The organism is Xanthomonas hydrangeae (assembly GCF_032697525.1).
GTDB lineage: Bacteria > Pseudomonadota > Gammaproteobacteria > Xanthomonadales > Xanthomonadaceae > Xanthomonas > Xanthomonas hydrangeae.
The window spans coordinates 3,595,558-3,610,245 of the sequence record NZ_CP103836.1; the positions used below are offsets into that span (position 1 = coordinate 3,595,558).

Annotated in this window: 13 protein-coding genes and 1 tRNA gene; 13 read left to right on the forward strand and 1 reads right to left on the reverse strand. The window is 63.5% G+C overall.

What is annotated here, in order from left to right:
• Positions 1 to 236 precede the first annotated feature (236 nt).
• The 3 genes from rplU (at position 237) to obgE (ending at position 2,129) form a co-directional block, all read left to right on the forward strand.
• The gene (rplU, locus tag NYR97_RS15370) at positions 237 to 557 is read left to right on the forward strand and encodes a 50S ribosomal protein L21 (RefSeq protein ID WP_316694364.1); all 321 of its coding nucleotides are present in this window, start codon (positions 237 to 239) and stop codon (positions 555 to 557) included.
• Positions 558 to 569: 12 nt separating this feature from the next.
• On the forward strand, positions 570 to 830 hold the full coding sequence (gene rpmA / locus NYR97_RS15375; RefSeq protein WP_184620341.1) for a 50S ribosomal protein L27: 261 nt from the start codon (positions 570 to 572) through the stop codon (positions 828 to 830).
• A gap of 249 nt (positions 831 to 1,079) precedes the next feature.
• A complete protein-coding gene (gene obgE / locus NYR97_RS15380) occupies positions 1,080 to 2,129 on the forward strand; it encodes a GTPase ObgE (RefSeq protein ID WP_316694368.1) in 1,050 nt (349 codons plus the stop codon).
• A 91-nt stretch (positions 2,130 to 2,220) separates the two neighbouring features.
• On the opposite strand, the gene rpsT is transcribed toward obgE, so the two are convergent.
• Positions 2,221 to 2,490 (reverse strand): 30S ribosomal protein S20, encoded by a 270-nt coding sequence (gene rpsT, locus NYR97_RS15385; protein ID WP_002807888.1) that lies wholly within the window; start codon positions 2,488 to 2,490, stop codon positions 2,221 to 2,223.
• Between the two features lie 116 nt (positions 2,491 to 2,606).
• Between rpsT and murJ the strand changes: the two genes are divergently transcribed.
• From murJ to cyoD, 10 genes are all read left to right on the forward strand, one after another.
• Positions 2,607 to 4,199, forward strand: coding sequence for a murein biosynthesis integral membrane protein MurJ (gene murJ, locus NYR97_RS15390; protein WP_205394894.1), 1,593 nt, complete (start codon positions 2,607 to 2,609; stop codon positions 4,197 to 4,199).
• Positions 4,200 to 4,407: 208 nt separating this feature from the next.
• Entirely contained in the window at positions 4,408 to 5,442 is a 1,035-nt protein-coding gene (locus NYR97_RS15395; protein WP_316694370.1) for a bifunctional riboflavin kinase/FAD synthetase, read from the forward strand.
• Positions 5,443 to 5,448: 6 nt separating this feature from the next.
• Entirely contained in the window at positions 5,449 to 8,280 is a 2,832-nt protein-coding gene (ileS, locus tag NYR97_RS15400; protein WP_316694372.1) for an isoleucine--tRNA ligase, read from the forward strand.
• A 338-nt stretch (positions 8,281 to 8,618) separates the two neighbouring features.
• The gene (gene lspA / locus NYR97_RS15405) at positions 8,619 to 9,137 is read left to right on the forward strand and encodes a signal peptidase II (protein WP_316694374.1); all 519 of its coding nucleotides are present in this window, start codon (positions 8,619 to 8,621) and stop codon (positions 9,135 to 9,137) included.
• A gap of 64 nt (positions 9,138 to 9,201) precedes the next feature.
• Positions 9,202 to 10,152 carry a 4-hydroxy-3-methylbut-2-enyl diphosphate reductase gene (gene ispH / locus NYR97_RS15410; RefSeq protein WP_205392084.1) on the forward strand — a complete coding sequence of 317 codons (951 nt, stop codon included), beginning with the start codon at positions 9,202 to 9,204 and terminating at the stop codon, positions 10,150 to 10,152.
• A gap of 182 nt (positions 10,153 to 10,334) precedes the next feature.
• Positions 10,335 to 10,410, forward strand: a tRNA-Thr gene (locus tag NYR97_RS15415).
• A gap of 363 nt (positions 10,411 to 10,773) precedes the next feature.
• The gene (gene cyoA, locus NYR97_RS15420; protein ID WP_205392083.1) at positions 10,774 to 11,724 is read left to right on the forward strand and encodes a ubiquinol oxidase subunit II; all 951 of its coding nucleotides are present in this window, start codon (positions 10,774 to 10,776) and stop codon (positions 11,722 to 11,724) included.
• On the forward strand, positions 11,724 to 13,724 hold the full coding sequence (gene cyoB, locus NYR97_RS15425; RefSeq protein WP_205392082.1) for a cytochrome o ubiquinol oxidase subunit I: 2,001 nt from the start codon (positions 11,724 to 11,726) through the stop codon (positions 13,722 to 13,724). The genes cyoA and cyoB overlap by 1 nt, the downstream gene beginning before the upstream one ends.
• Positions 13,721 to 14,350 carry a cytochrome o ubiquinol oxidase subunit III gene (gene cyoC, locus NYR97_RS15430; RefSeq protein WP_316694379.1) on the forward strand — a complete coding sequence of 210 codons (630 nt, stop codon included), beginning with the start codon at positions 13,721 to 13,723 and terminating at the stop codon, positions 14,348 to 14,350. The genes cyoB and cyoC overlap by 4 nt, the downstream gene beginning before the upstream one ends.
• Positions 14,350 to 14,685: a cytochrome o ubiquinol oxidase subunit IV gene (gene cyoD / locus NYR97_RS15435; RefSeq protein ID WP_006450195.1), complete on the forward strand. Its 336-nt coding sequence runs from the start codon at positions 14,350 to 14,352 to the stop codon at positions 14,683 to 14,685. The genes cyoC and cyoD overlap by 1 nt, the downstream gene beginning before the upstream one ends.
• The last annotated feature ends 3 nt before the right edge of the window (positions 14,686 to 14,688 follow it).

The following is a 14,688-nucleotide window of genomic DNA, read 5'->3' on the forward strand; positions in this document are numbered from 1 at the left end:
AGGTGAGGGCAATTGCCCCAAATGCCAGTCTGACCGGAGCGCTGTGGCGGCCGGATGATGCGTTGCATGGAGCCGGATCGATGTCGCCTGCGGCAGGTCGACGTGCCGTCGATCGGAAACCGGCCGGCGCCCGGCTTGCGGGTTGACCCAAAACCCGATAGGCCAGTACAATCCCGCTCCTGTCTGCCCTAGGGCACGTCAGTGCGACCATAATAACTACAGAGGAAAACCTGGTCATGTACGCAGTTCTGGTAACCGGCGGTAAGCAATACCGCGTCGCGCAGGGCGAAACGCTCCGCGTGGAAAAGCTCGAAGTCGAAGCTGGCGACGAGATCAAGTTCGACACCGTCCTGATGTTGGGCGATAGCGATGGCATCAAGCTGGGCGATGCGCTGAAGGGCGCTTCGGTCACCGCAAAGGTTGTGGCCCATGGCCGCGCCGACAAGGTGCGCATCATCAAGTTCCGTCGCCGCAAGCACCACATGAAGCGTCAGGGACACCGTCAGCACTATACCGAAATCGAGATCACCGGCATCGCCGGTGGCGATAAGAAGTAAGGAGAACCAGTCATGGCACATAAAAAAGGCGTAGGTTCCTCGCGCAACGGTCGCGATTCCAACCCGAAGTACCTGGGTGTGAAGATCTTCGGTGGCCAGGCCATCGATGCCGGCAACATCATCGTGCGTCAGCGCGGCACCCAGTTCCACCCGGGTAGCGGCGTTGGCCTCGGCCGTGACCACACCCTGTTCGCCCTGGTGAACGGCAAGGTGGAGTTCTCGGTCAAGGGTGCGAAGAAGCGTCGTACCGTCAGCGTGGTTGCCGAGGCGTAATCGCCCGCTCCATGCAGGCCAGTCCGCCAGGTATCGATGCCTGACGGACGAGACGGAAAGCCCCGCTTTTGCGGGGTTTTTCGTTTGACGGCCGGGAGTGGGGAATCGGGAATCGGGAATCGGAAAAGCCGGCTCCTGGTTTCTTCTCGCTCTTTGCTGTCTTGCCGGTGAGTGCGCTCGCCGGCAGGGGTAGGCCACTTTCTTTGGCCCATTCCCCATTCCCTATTCCCAATTCCCGGTTGCAAGCTCATGAAGTTAGTCGACGAAGCAGAAATCCTGGTCAGTGCCGGCAATGGCGGCAATGGCTGTGTCGGCTTTCGCCGCGAGAAGTTCATCCCGCTCGGTGGGCCGGATGGTGGTGATGGCGGCAGCGGCGGCAGCGTGTGGATCGTGGCCGACGAGAACGTCAACACGCTGGTCGACTTCCGGCATGAGCGCACCTTCAAGGCGCAGCGCGGCGAGAATGGCATGGGCCGTCAGGCCTACGGCAAGGGCGGCGAAGACCGCATCATCGTGGTGCCGGTCGGCACCGTGGTGATGAACGTGCAGACCGATGAAATCATCGGCGACCTGACCCAGAACGGCGATCGTCTGCTGGTGGCCAAGGGCGGCAAGGGCGGCCTGGGCAACATGCATTTCAAGAGCTCGATCAACCGTGCGCCGCGCCAGTCCACCACCGGCGAAGAGGGCGAGGAGCGGTTGCTCAAGCTGGAGCTGAAGCTGCTGGCCGACGTCGGCCTGCTGGGCTTCCCCAATGCGGGCAAGAGCACTCTGATCCGCGCGGTGTCCTCGGCAACCCCGAAGGTGGCCGATTACCCGTTCACCACCCTGTACCCGAATCTGGGCGTGGTCAGCGTCGAGGCGTATCGCAGCTTCGTCATCGCCGACGTGCCGGGCCTGATCGAGGGCGCGGCCGACGGTGCCGGGCTGGGCACGCAGTTCCTGCGCCATCTGCAGCGCACCCGTCTGCTGCTGCATCTGGTGGACATTTCGCCAATGGATGGTGGTGTGGAGGCGTCGCCGGTGGATCAGGTGCGCACCATCGAGCGCGAGCTGGAGCGCCACGATCCCGAGTTGCTGAAGAAGCCGCGCTGGCTGGTGCTCAACAAGGCCGACCTGATGTTCGAGGACGAGGCGCGCGCTGCGGCCGAGACGATCGTGGCCGAACTTGGCTGGACCGCGCCGTGGTATCTGGTCTCGGCGTTGGGTCGCGATGGCACCTTCCCGATCATGAAGGACATCATGGCGTTCTTCGACCGTCAGCGTGAGGACGAGCTCGAGGCGCGCAATGCCGGCTGAGTGGTATCGCAGCCAAACAAAAAACCCGGCCAAGGCCGGGTTTTTCTGTTCCACCGAAAGCCAGGCTTCCGGTGGTGCTGAAACCGATCGCTTACGCGGCCTTGATGGCCTTGATGCGAGCGGTCAGACGGCTCTTGTGACGCGCAGCCTTGTTCTTGTGAATCAGGCCACGGGCGCTGAAACGGTCGAGGATGGGCTGAGCAACGGCGAAAGCAGCTTCGGCGCCTGCAGCATCGTTGGCGTCAAGGGCCTTGATCACCTTCTTGACGGCGGTGCGCAGCATCGAACGCTGGCCCGTGTTGCGCTCATTGCGCACGACGGTCTGCTTGGCGCGCTTCTTGGCGGACTTGATATTGGCCACGGTGGTGGGTTCCTGAAAAATCGGTATGGTGGAAAAAGCAAGCGCGAAAGTATGATGGACCTAGTTATGTACGTCAAGTCAGATGTCAAGAGGGAGGCTGCGTGAGCAAGCCCGGCATGTTGAGAGGCCTGCTCTCGTTCAGCAGTATGACCATGGTGTCGCGGGTATTGGGGCTGATCCGCGATCAGGCGATCTCCACCACCTTCGGGGCCAACGCAGTCACCGATGCGTTCTGGGTGGCGTTTCGCATTCCCAATTTCCTGCGCCGCCTGTTCGCTGAAGGCTCATTCGCCACTGCGTTCGTCCCGGTGTTCACCGAGGTCAAGGAAACCCGGCCGCATGCCGACCTGCGCGAGCTGATGTCGCGGGTGTCCGGCACGCTGGGCGGCATGTTGCTGGTGATCACCGCGCTGGGGCTGATCTTCACGCCGCAACTTGCGTCTATCTTTTCCGATGGCGCGGCGACCGATCCGGACAAGTACGGCCTGCTGGTCGACCTGTTGCGGCTGACCTTTCCGTTTCTGTTGTTCGTGTCGTTGACCGCGCTGGCGGGCGGAGCGCTCAACAGTTTCCAGCGGTTTGCGATTCCGGCGCTGACGCCGGTGATCCTCAATCTGTGCATGATCGCCGGCGCCTTGTGGCTGGCGCCGCGATTGGAGGTGCCGATCCTGGCGCTGGGCTGGGCGGTGCTGGTGGCCGGTGCGCTGCAGTTGCTGTTTCAGCTGCCGGCCTTGAAGGGTATCGATCTGCTGACATTGCCGCGTTGGGGCTGGACCCACCCGGACGTGCGCAAGGTGCTGACCTTGATGATCCCGACCCTGTTCGGTTCGTCGGTGGCGCAGATCAACCTGATGCTGGACACCGTGATCGCCGCGCGGTTGGCCGATGGCTCGCAGTCGTGGCTGTCGCTGGCCGACCGGTTCCTGGAACTGCCGTTGGGTGTTTTCGGCGTGGCGCTGGGCACGGTGATCCTGCCGGCGCTGGCGCGCCATCACGTCAAGACCGACCGCAGCGCGTTTTCCGGGGCGCTGGACTGGGGGTTTCGTACCACGCTGCTGATCGCGATGCCGGCGATGCTCGGGTTGCTGCTGCTGGCCGAGCCGCTGGTGGCCACCTTGTTCCAGTACCGCCAGTTCACCGCCTTCGATACGCGCATGACCGCGATGTCGGTCTACGGCCTGAGCTTCGGCCTGCCGGCCTACGCAATGCTCAAGGTGGTGCTGCCGGCGTTCTACGCCCGCCAGGACACCCGCACGCCGGTGCGTGCGGGGGTGGCGGCGCTGATCGCCAACATGGTGTTCAACTTCGCGCTGCTGGCGGTGGTCTACCAGATCATGGTGCCGCCCGAGCTCAAGGCGCAGGGCGTGATGCAGGCACTGGGCAAGCAGCCGGGCCTGCATCTGGCGCTGGGCATTGCCAGTGCGTTGTCGAGTTATCTCAATCTGGGCTTGCTGTGGTACTGGCTGGGCAAGTCCGGCGTGTACCAGCGGCGGCCGGGCTGGGGAGGCTATGCGCTGCGCCTGCTGCTGGCCTGTGCGGCGATGGTGGCGGTGCTGTTGGGTCTGCTGTGGTGGCTGCCCTCGTTCACCATGATGGAAAAGTGGGATCGCATCGGCTGGCTGGCGGTGCTGGTCGGGAGCGGTGGGGCCACCTACCTGGTGGCGCAGCTGGCATTGGGGCTACGGCCGCGGCATCTGCGCGAAGGGTAAGGAGACTTGCGGATCTGCCCGAGCGCGCTGCAGAACCGCCTGTGCTGTGCGGAGTTCTGACTTCGCGCAGCTGGAATGCTCATTGCGCCTGGCCAAGCGTTGCTCACCGCGCGGCGCGCGCCCATGCGGGTTGACAGGCACGGCTATACTTGCAGGTTATGTATCAGTGAGGGTCGGCCCGCAGGCCGGCATCTGTTTGGATCGAGGAATGAGCAGGCTGTTTAGAGACGTCGAAGGCGGGACGCTGTTCCCGCACGGAAGCGTGGTCTGCATCGGCGCCTTCGATGGCCTGCATCTGGGGCATCGGGCATTGGTGCAGCACGCGGTCGAACGCGCGCGCGCGCTGGGCCTGCCGGCAGTGGCGGTGAGCTTCGAGCCGCTGCCGCGTGAATTCTTCGCCCCGGCAGCGCCGCCGCCGCGGTTGACACTGGCCCGTGCCAAGATCGAAGGACTTTACGGCCTGGGCGCCGACAGCGTGGGCATGATCCGTTTCGACGGCCGCTTGGCGGCAATGAGCGCCGAGGATTTCGTACGGCTGGCATTGGTTGGCCGGTTGTGCGCCAACGAGGTGTGGATCGGCCCGGAGTTCCGCTTCGGCCATCGGCGTGGCGGCGATATCGGCCTGCTGCGCGCGCTCGGTGAGCAGTACGGGTTCGTGGCCGGCGAGATTGCCCCGGTGCACCTGCGCGGCGAGCGCATTTCTGCCACACGCATTCGCGAGCTGCTGGGCACGGGTGAGTTTGCGCATGCAGGTGAACTGCTCGGCCGGCCGTATGCCATCGGTGGGCGGGTGGTGCGCGGCAAGCAACTCGGCCGCACGCTGGGTTACCCCACTGCCAACTTGCGCTTTCCGCGCACGCCGGCGCTGTCGGGTATCTACGCGACCTGGGTGCATGGTGTGGCCGATCAGCCGTGGCCGTCGGTCTCGAGCTTTGGCACGCGACCGACGGTGGCCGGTGTGGAGCCGCTGCTGGAAGCGCATCTGTTCGATTTTCAGGGCGATTTGTACGGCCGCCACATCGAAGTCGAATTCGTCGCCAAGCTGCGCGACGAAGAAAAGTTCGATGGCCTGGAGGCATTGACCGTGCAGATGCATCGCGATGCCGAGCAGGCGCGTGCGGTACTTAATGCGAGTTCCTCGCAAGAACCTGCACCTCCATGTGCGGACAATAAACATGCGAGCTCCTCGCAAACGTCTGCACATGCAAGTGCAGACGCTTCAGACAACGCAGCGCAACGGTAGAGACCTGTGACCCACGACTACAAAGCCACGCTCCATCTGCCCGCGACGGAATTTCCGATGCGCGGCGACCTGCCCAAGCGTGAGCCGGCGATGCTGGAACGCTGGGAACGCGAGGGGCTGTACGCGCAACTGCGCGCCAACGCGGCGGGGCGCCCGCTGTTCGTGCTGCACGACGGCCCGCCGTATGCCAACGGCCAGATCCATCTGGGCCATGCGGTCAACAAGATCCTCAAGGACATCATCGTCAAGTCGAAGTATCTGGCCGGCTTCGATGCGCCGTACATCCCGGGCTGGGACTGCCATGGTCTGCCGATCGAGATTGCGATCGAGAAGAAGTACGGCAAGGTCGGCGTGAAGCTGGATGCGGCGCAGTTCCGCCAGAAGTGCCGCGAATACGCGACCGAGCAGATCGATCTGCAGCGGCGCGATTTCAAGCGTCTGGGCGTGATCGGCGATTGGGACAACCCGTACAAGACGCTGGATTTCCGCTTCGAAGCCAATGAAATCCGCGCACTGGCCAAGGTGGTCGACAACGGCCATCTGACCCGCGGCGTCAAGCCGGTGCATTGGTGCTTCGATTGCGGCTCGGCCTTGGCCGAGGCCGAGATCGAATACGCCGATAAGGTCTCGCCGACGGTGGATGTCGCTTACCCGGCGCGCGATCCGGCGGCAGTCGCTGCCGCCTTCGGCGCGAGCCTGCCTGCCGGCGTGGGCGTGGCAGTGCCGATCTGGACCACCACCCCGTGGACGCTGCCGGCTTCGCTGGCGGTGAGCCTGGGTGCGGAACTGGATTACGTGCTGGTCGAAGGCCCGGCCGATCGCGGCCAGCCGCGTTGGTTGGTGATCGCCGAGGCGTTGGCCGGCAAGGCGCTGCTGCGTTACGGCGTGGAGACGGTGGTGGTGCACGGCCATGCCAAGGGCGCGGCGCTGGAGCAGATGCTGCTGAACCACCCGTTCTATGCCGAGCGCGAGATCCCGCTGCTGCTGGGCGACCACGTGTCGGCCGAGGATGGTACCGGCGCGGTACACACCGCACCGGGCCATGGTCAGGAGGACTACCAGGTCTCCAGGCAGTACGGCCTGCTGGAGCGTTACGGCGCTGCGCAGATCAACCCGGTGGACGGGCGTGGCGTGTACCTGCCGTCGACGCCGCCGCTGGGCGAGACCGTGCTGGCCGGGCTGCACATCTGGAAGGCCAACGACATCATCATCGAGGCGCTGCGCGATACCGGCGTGTTGCTGGCCGCCAGCAAGATGGAGCACAGCTATCCGCATTGCTGGCGCCACAAGACGCCGATCGCGTTCCGCGCCACGCCGCAGTGGTTCATCTCGATGGAGCAGGCCAACCTGCGCGCCGATGCGCTGAAGGCGATCGAAAACGTGCATTGGTATCCGTCATGGGGCCAGGCGCGCATCGCCGGCATGGTCGACGGGCGTCCGGACTGGACCATCTCGCGCCAGCGCACCTGGGGCGTGCCGATCGCCTTGTTCGTGCATCGCGAAACCGGCGAGCCGCATCCGCGCAGCACCGAGTTGCTGCGCCAGGTCGCCGACCGCGTGGAACTGGGCGGTGTGGACGTGTGGTACACGCTGGATGCGGCCGAACTGCTGGGCGATCAGGCGGCCGATTACGACAAGATCACCGACATCCTGGACGTGTGGTTCGACTCCGGCGTGACCCACGAAACAGTGCTGGTGGACCGCGGCCTGCCCAAGCCGGCGGACCTGTATCTGGAAGGTTCCGATCAGCATCGCGGCTGGTTCCAGTCCTCGCTGTTGACCGGCGTGGCAATGGACAAGGCGGCGCCGTACAAGCAGTGCCTGACCCACGGCTTCACCGTGGACGAACACGGCCGCAAGATGTCCAAGTCGCTGGGCAACGGCATCGAGCCGCAGGACATCATGAAGACCCTGGGCGCGGACATCCTGCGCCTGTGGATCGCCTCGGCCGATTACAGCAACGAGATGTCGCTGTCGCAGGAGATCCTCAAGCGCAACGCCGATGCCTATCGCCGCCTGCGCAACACCGCGCGTTTTCTGCTCGGCAATCTGCACGGCTTCGATCCGTTGCAGCATCTGGTGGCGCTGGACGACATGGTGCTGCTGGACCGCTGGATCGTGCATCGCGCGCACGAGCTGCAGGAGAAGATCGTCGCCGCGTATGCGCGCTACGACTTCGCCGAGATCGTGCAGGCGCTGTTGAATTTCTGCAGCGTGGACCTGGGGTCGCTGTATCTGGACGTCACCAAGGACCGCCTGTACACGATGGCCGAAGACGCACGCGGCCGCCGTTCGGCGCAGAGCGCGATGTATCACGTGGCCGAGGCGTTCGTGCGCTGGATCGCGCCGGTGCTGAGCTTCACCGCCGAAGAACTGTGGGGCTATCTGCCGGGCAAGCACACCGATAACGTGCTGTTCGCCACCTGGTACGAGGGGCTGGCGCCGCTGCCGGCCGATGCCGCGTTGACCAGTGCGGACTTCGACAAATTGCTGGCCTTGCGCGAGCAGGTGGCCAAGGTGCTGGAGCCGATGCGTGCCAATGGCGCGATCGGTGCGGCGCTGGAAGCGGAGATCACCGTGGCCGCCGATGCGCAGACCGCCGCGCGCTGGCAGCCGCTGGCCGAGGAGTTGCGTTTCCTGTTCATCAGTGGCGATGTCACCGTCACTGCGGCCAGCACCGACGACATCTTCGTCAGTGCGCAGCCGACCAGCAAGGCCAAGTGCGTGCGCTGTTGGCACCACCAGGCCAGCGTGGGCAGCGATCCGCGTCACCCGGAACTGTGCAGCCGCTGCGTGAGCAATCTCGAAGGCCCGGGCGAGGCGCGTCGCTGGTTCTGATGCGGGGCATCGACGGCAATGCATCGCGGGAAATTCCGCGACGCATTGCCGATATCTTTCGTAGAACGTGCTGCGCTGGAACGGGCCGCTGCTTTATTTGCAGGCTACTGCGCCACACGCTTACGCCGCGCTGACCGCTACGCCAGATGCGTTGTGGCGCTTGCTGAAGCTCGCGCTTGCGGCAAAGCGGGGCAGGGCAGCTGGCTGAAGCGTCCATGCCATCCTCGCTTGCCTGTCATCCAGCTTTGGTCATCGTTGTTTAGTTTTCGCCATCTTCAACGCCATCCAGGCATCTTCTCCGGCGTCGGAGAAACCACAACCAATTGCGACCTCACGACATGAGTCAACGCCCCAAACCCTCCGCCCTGATCTGGTTGCTGTTGTCTGCGCTCGTGGTCGGGCTGGACCAATGGAGCAAGGCCTGGGTGCTGTCCAGCTTGCCCGAGTACACCGCCGTGCCGGTGATCGACGGCTTCTGGAACTGGTACCGCACCTACAACACCGGGGCGGCCTTCAGCTTTCTGAGCGATGCCGGCGGCTGGCAGCTGTGGTTCTTCACCGCGCTGGCGGTGGGCATCAGCGGGCTGCTGGCGTTCTGGCTGTCGCGCACCGCGCGCGGGCAGTGGCGTAGCGCGCTGCCGTATGCGCTGGTGATCGGCGGGGCGATCGGCAACGTGATCGACCGTCTGATGCATGGCCACGTGGTCGATTTCATCCAGTGGTACATCGGCAGCCACACCTGGCCGTCGTTCAATATCGCCGACTCGGCGATCGTGGGCGGCGCCATCGGGATCGCGGTATTCGGTCTGTTCGACAAGTCCGGGAGTCGGGAATCGGGAATCGGGAATCGACGCTGAAGTCGCATTGCACCGGCGCCGCCCGGTGCCATCCTCCATTCCCCATTCCCGTAGAATGCCCGCCATGGAAGTCCTGCTCGCCAATCCCCGTGGTTTCTGTGCCGGTGTCGACCGTGCGATCGAGATCGTCAAGCGTGCGATCGAGACGCTGGGCGCGCCGATCTATGTGCGCCATGAAGTGGTGCACAACCGTTTCGTGGTCGACGACCTCAAGCAGCGCGGCGCGGTGTTCGTCGAAGAACTCGACGAGGTGCCCGACAACGCCACGGTGATCTTCAGCGCACACGGCGTCTCGCAGGCGGTGCGCCTGGAGGCCGAGCGCCGCGGGCTCAAGGTGTTCGACGCGACCTGTCCGCTGGTGACCAAGGTGCACTTCGAGGTGGCGCGGCATTGCCGGGCCGGCCGCGATGTGGTGCTGATCGGCCATGCCGGGCATCCGGAAGTGGAAGGCACGATGGGGCAGTGGAGCCGTGAGCGCGGCCCGGGCACGATCTATCTGGTCGAAGACATCGAGCAGGTGGCCACGCTGCAGATCCGCCAGCCCGAAAACCTTGCCTACACCACCCAGACCACGCTGTCGGTGGACGACACCATGGGCATCATCGAGGCCCTGCGTGCGCGCTTCCCGGCGATGCAGGGGCCGCGCCACGACGATATCTGCTACGCCACCCAGAACCGCCAGGACGCGGTGCGCGATCTCGCGCGCCAATGCGATCTGGTGCTGGTGGTCGGTTCGCCCAACAGTTCCAATTCCAATCGCCTCAGCGAGCTGGCGCGGCGCGACGGAGTCGAGTCCTACCTGATCGACAACGCCAGCGAGATCGATCCGGCCTGGATCGTCGGCAGGAAGCACATCGGCCTGACCGCCGGCGCTTCCGCACCGCAGGTGCTGGTGGATGGGGTGCTGGCACGGCTGCGCGAACTGGGCGCCGAGGGCGTCTCCGAGCTGGAGGGCGAGCCGGAATCGATGGTCTTCGCGCTACCCAAGGAACTGCGGTTGCGTTTGGTTAGCTGAAGGCAGGCGCTTGTAAATAGGCTGGCGAGTAGTGATTCGGTTTGGCGCGTGTCGGGTGCCTTGCAGTTGTCAGCTGACTGACCTTCTCCAGTCGCAACCTGGCGCATGACGCCGCAACGCCCGGCCTGCTCCATCAGCGGCGATTGACCGGGGACTGGCTCCGCTCCTACAATTCACGGCTCGCCGGAATAGCTCAGTTGGTAGAGCGGCGCATTCGTAATGCGTAGGTCGTAGGTTCGATTCCTATTTCCGGCACCATCGCTTCAATACTGGGTCGGCCACTGGTCGGCCCAGTTGCGTTTTGGGCGGATGCACGTGCACCTCAGCGCACGCGCAGCCATAGACGCGGCACATCACGCAGGCCTGATTGTGCAGGTCCGCAATCGCATCGCTTTTGCCCTGCGCAGCGCTGCGACAACATGTCGCATACGTTTGCGCGCATTAATTGCGGCAGATCATGGCCGATGGGTTTCGTGCAGGTGCAGCAAAGTTTAAAATTAGGGAGCTAACCCGTGTCTTCGGTCTGCGCGGTCATCTTTCTTCAGGAAGAGCGCTGCCGGACATGTCCCGAAAGGGGATGCGACGCATGAGGCTGGCGTTCCTTCGCACTTGGATCGACCGATGATTCCGTTGAAACATCTCGGGCGTGTACTTCGTCCAGGCCTGATGTTGCCGTTCCTGCTGTTGGCAGGCTGCAACTCGGCCATTCTCAATCCGAAAGGCCAGATCGGCCACGACGAGAAGCAGCTGCTGATCACTTCGGTGGTGCTGATGCTGATCGTGGTCATCCCGGTGATCGTGATGACGATTGCGTTCGCGTGGAAATATCGCGCGTCCAACACGAAGGCGCGCTACGAGCCGGATTGGTCGCACTCCACCGCGATCGAAGTGGTGGTGTGGTCGATCCCGTGCGTGATCATCCTGGTGCTGGCGGTGCTGACCTGGCGCTCGTCGCATGCGCTGGATCCGTACCGGCCGCTGGATTCGGACGTCAAGCCGATCACCATCGAGGCGGTCTCGCTGGACTGGAAGTGGATGTTCATCTACCCCGACCAGAACATCGCCACGGTCAACGAAATCGCCTTCCCGGTGCACACGCCGCTGAACTTCAAGATCACCTCCGACACGGTGATGAATTCGTTCTTCATCCCGCACCTGGGCACGATGATCTACGCGATGGCCGGCATGGAAACCAAGCTGCATCTGGTGGCCAACGAGCCGGGCGAATACTTCGGCCTGTCGACCAACTACAGCGGTCACGGTTTCTCGAAAATGAGCTTCAAGGCGCATGCCGTCGATCAGGCCGGCTTCGATGCATGGGTGGCCAAGGTCAAGGCATCGCCGAAGGCGCTGACTGCCATTGAGTACCAGGTGCTGGCCGCCAATCGCAACGATAAAGAACAGTATCCGGTCACCTACTACTCGTCGGTGCAGGACGGCATGTTCCGCTCGCTGGTCGACAAATACATGAATGGTCCGGGTCACGGTCCGCAAGGCCATGGCGAAGGCCACGGCGACCATCAGGCATCGGCTGCAGAGCCGGTTGCCATGTGCACTTCTGGAGACAAGTGATGCTAGGCAAACTTACGCTCGAGGCGGTTCCATACCACGAGCCGATCATCATGGTCGCTCTCGGTGGCGCCGGCCTGCTCGGCCTGCTCATCGCGGGCGCCATCACCAAGTACAAGCTGTGGGGCTACCTGTGGAACGAGTGGTTCACCTCGGTGGATCACAAGCGCATCGGTGTGATGTACATCATCGTGGCGCTGGTCATGCTGCTGCGCGGCTTCGCCGATGCGGCGATGATGCGTGCCCAGCAGGCGTTGGCGGGTAACGGCGGCGAAGGTGTGCTGCCGCCGCATCACTACGACCAGATCTTTACCGCGCACGGCGTGATCATGATCTTCTTCATGGCCATGCCGTTCATGACGGGCCTGTTGAACCTGATCGTGCCGCTGCAGATCGGCGCACGCGACGTGGCGTTCCCGTTCCTGAACTCGCTGAGCTTCTGGCTGTTCGTGGCCGGTGCGGCGCTGATCAACATCTCGCTGGGTGTCGGCGAATTCGCGCAGACCGGCTGGTTGGCGTATCCGCCGTTGTCGGGGCTGGAATACAGTCCAGGGGTCGGTGTCGACTACTACATCTGGGCGTTGCAGGTCTCAGGCTTAGGCACGTTGCTGACCGGCATCAACTTCTTCGTGACGATCATGCGGATGCGCGCGCCGGGCATGACCCTGATGCGCATGCCGATCTTCACCTGGACCGCGTTGATCACCAACATCCTGATCATCGCCGCGTTCCCGATCCTGACCGTGGCGCTGGCGTTGCTGGGTGCCGACCGTTACCTGGGCACGCACTTCTTCACCAACGACGGTGGCGGCAACGCCATGATGTACGTCAACCTGATCTGGATCTGGGGCCACCCGGAAGTCTATATCCTGATCCTGCCGGCGTTCGGCATCTTCTCCGAGTTGATCGCGACCTACAGCCGCAAGCGGTTGTTCGGCTACACCTCGATGGTCTACGCCACCTCGTGCATCGGCGTGCTGTCGTTCGTGGTGTGGCTGCACCACTTCTTCACCATGGGCTCGGGTGCCAACGTCAATGCCTTCTTCGGCATCACCACGATGATCATCTCGATCCCGACCGGCGTGAAGATCTTCAACTGGCTGTTCACCATGTTCCGCGGTCGTGTGCACATGACCTCGCCGGTGCTGTGGACGATCGGCTTCATCATCACCTTCACCATCGGCGGCATGACCGGCGTGATGCTGGCGATTCCGGCCGTGGACTTCGTGCTGCACAACAGCCTGTTCCTGATCGCGCACTTCCATAACGTGATCATCGGCGGCGTGGTGTTCGGCTATCTGGCCGGCCTGACCTACTGGTTCCCGAAGGCGTTCGGCTTCAAGCTCAACGAGAAGATCGGCAAGGCTTCGTTCTGGTGCTGGATCATCGGCTTCTTCGTGGCCTTCATGCCGCTGTACGTGCTCGGCTTCATGGGCATGACCCGGCGCATGAACACCTATAACCACCCCGAGTGGGCGCCGTGGCTGTATGTCGCCGCGGTGGGTGCTGCGATCATCGGCATGGGTATCTTCCTGAACCTGGTGCAGATCGGTTACAGCGTGTGGAAGCGCAAGGAGCACATGGACTACACCGGCGATCCGTGGGATGGCCGCACGCTGGAGTGGGCCACCTCCTCGCCGCCGCCGTTCTACAACTTCGCCGTGCTGCCGCACATCGACGACCGCGATCAGTTCTGGGCCGACAAGCAGAACGGCAAGGGCTGGGTGCGTCCGTCCAAGTACGAGGCGATCCACATGCCGCGCAACACCGGGGCAGGCGTGTATATCGGTGCCTTCAGCGTGCTGATGGGCTTCGGTCTGATCTGGCACATCTGGTGGCTGGCCATCATCGGCCTGGTCGGCATGATCGGCAGCTTCATCGCACGTACCTTCGATGACGACATCGATTACTGGGTGCCGGCCGACGAAGTGGAGCGCATCGAAAACGCGCGCTTTGCCCTGCTCGAACAGCAACATGCGGCGCAGGCCGCGAAGGTGGTATGACCATGTCTTCCTCGACCACGCTTGACCACGCCGCCCACGCGGGCGGCCACGACGACCACGCGCATCACGACGCCGGTGGCAACACCGTCTTCGGGTTCTGGGTCTACCTGATGAGCGACTGCCTGCTGTTCGCCGGCCTGTTCGCCACTTATGCGGTGCTCTCCGGCGCCACGGTGGACGGACCGACCGCCAAGGAGCTGTTCGACCTGAAGTTCGTGCTGGTGGAAACCTTCCTGCTGTTGTTCAGCAGCCTGAGCTTCGGCGTTGCGATGATCTCCGCGCACAAGCGCAGCATGACCGGGCTATATGCCTGGCTGGGCGTCACCGCACTGCTGGGTATCGGCTTTCTGTGCATGGAAGTGTGGGAGTTCAACCACCTGATCCATGAAGGTGCGGGTCCGGGACGCAGCGCGTTCCTGTCCGCCTTCTTCACCCTGGTGGGCACGCACGGCCTGCACGTGGCCTCCGGTCTGTTGTGGATGGCAGTGCTGGTGATCCAGATCTCCAAGAACGGCCTGACCCCGCGCAACAGCACGCGTCTGGCCTGCCTGAGCCTGTTCTGGCATTTCCTGGACATCATCTGGATCGGTGTGTTCACCGTCGTCTATCTGCTGGGAGCGCTGTAATGGCCAATCACCACGCGCATGAAACCGCCGCCGACGCACATGCCGGCGGCCTGAAGTCCTACCTGATCGGCTTTGTGATGGCCGTGATCCTGACCGTCATCCCGTTTGCGATGGTGATGAGCGGGGCGTTCTCCAAGGGCGTCACCGTCATCGTGATCTCGCTGATGGCCGCGGTGCAGATGCTGGTGCACATGGTGTACTTCCTGCACATGGATCGCTCGCCCGAGCAGCGTTCCAATGTGCAGGTGGGCCTGTTCTCGCTGCTGATCATCGGCATCGTGATCGTCGGTTCGCTGTGGGTGCTGCACAACATGAACGTCAACATGATGCATTGAGAC

What these genes read in the sequence shown, in the direction of transcription:
- lspA (WP_316694374.1), top strand. Translation starts at nt 8,619, where the DNA reads ATGAGTCAACGCCCCAAACCCTCCGCCCTGATCTGGTTGCTGTTGTCT.
- rplU (WP_316694364.1), top strand. Translation starts at nt 237, where the DNA reads ATGTACGCAGTTCTGGTAACCGGCGGTAAGCAATACCGCGTCGCGCAG.
- NYR97_RS15395 (WP_316694370.1), top strand. Translation starts at nt 4,408, where the DNA reads ATGAGCAGGCTGTTTAGAGACGTCGAAGGCGGGACGCTGTTCCCGCAC.
- cyoA (WP_205392083.1), top strand. Translation starts at nt 10,774, where the DNA reads ATGATTCCGTTGAAACATCTCGGGCGTGTACTTCGTCCAGGCCTGATG.
- cyoD (WP_006450195.1), top strand. Translation starts at nt 14,350, where the DNA reads ATGGCCAATCACCACGCGCATGAAACCGCCGCCGACGCACATGCCGGC.
- ispH (WP_205392084.1), top strand. Translation starts at nt 9,202, where the DNA reads ATGGAAGTCCTGCTCGCCAATCCCCGTGGTTTCTGTGCCGGTGTCGAC.
- cyoC (WP_316694379.1), top strand. Translation starts at nt 13,721, where the DNA reads ATGACCATGTCTTCCTCGACCACGCTTGACCACGCCGCCCACGCGGGC.
- murJ (WP_205394894.1), top strand. Translation starts at nt 2,607, where the DNA reads ATGTTGAGAGGCCTGCTCTCGTTCAGCAGTATGACCATGGTGTCGCGG.
- rpmA (WP_184620341.1), top strand. Translation starts at nt 570, where the DNA reads ATGGCACATAAAAAAGGCGTAGGTTCCTCGCGCAACGGTCGCGATTCC.
- obgE (WP_316694368.1), top strand. Translation starts at nt 1,080, where the DNA reads ATGAAGTTAGTCGACGAAGCAGAAATCCTGGTCAGTGCCGGCAATGGC.
- cyoB (WP_205392082.1), top strand. Translation starts at nt 11,724, where the DNA reads ATGCTAGGCAAACTTACGCTCGAGGCGGTTCCATACCACGAGCCGATC.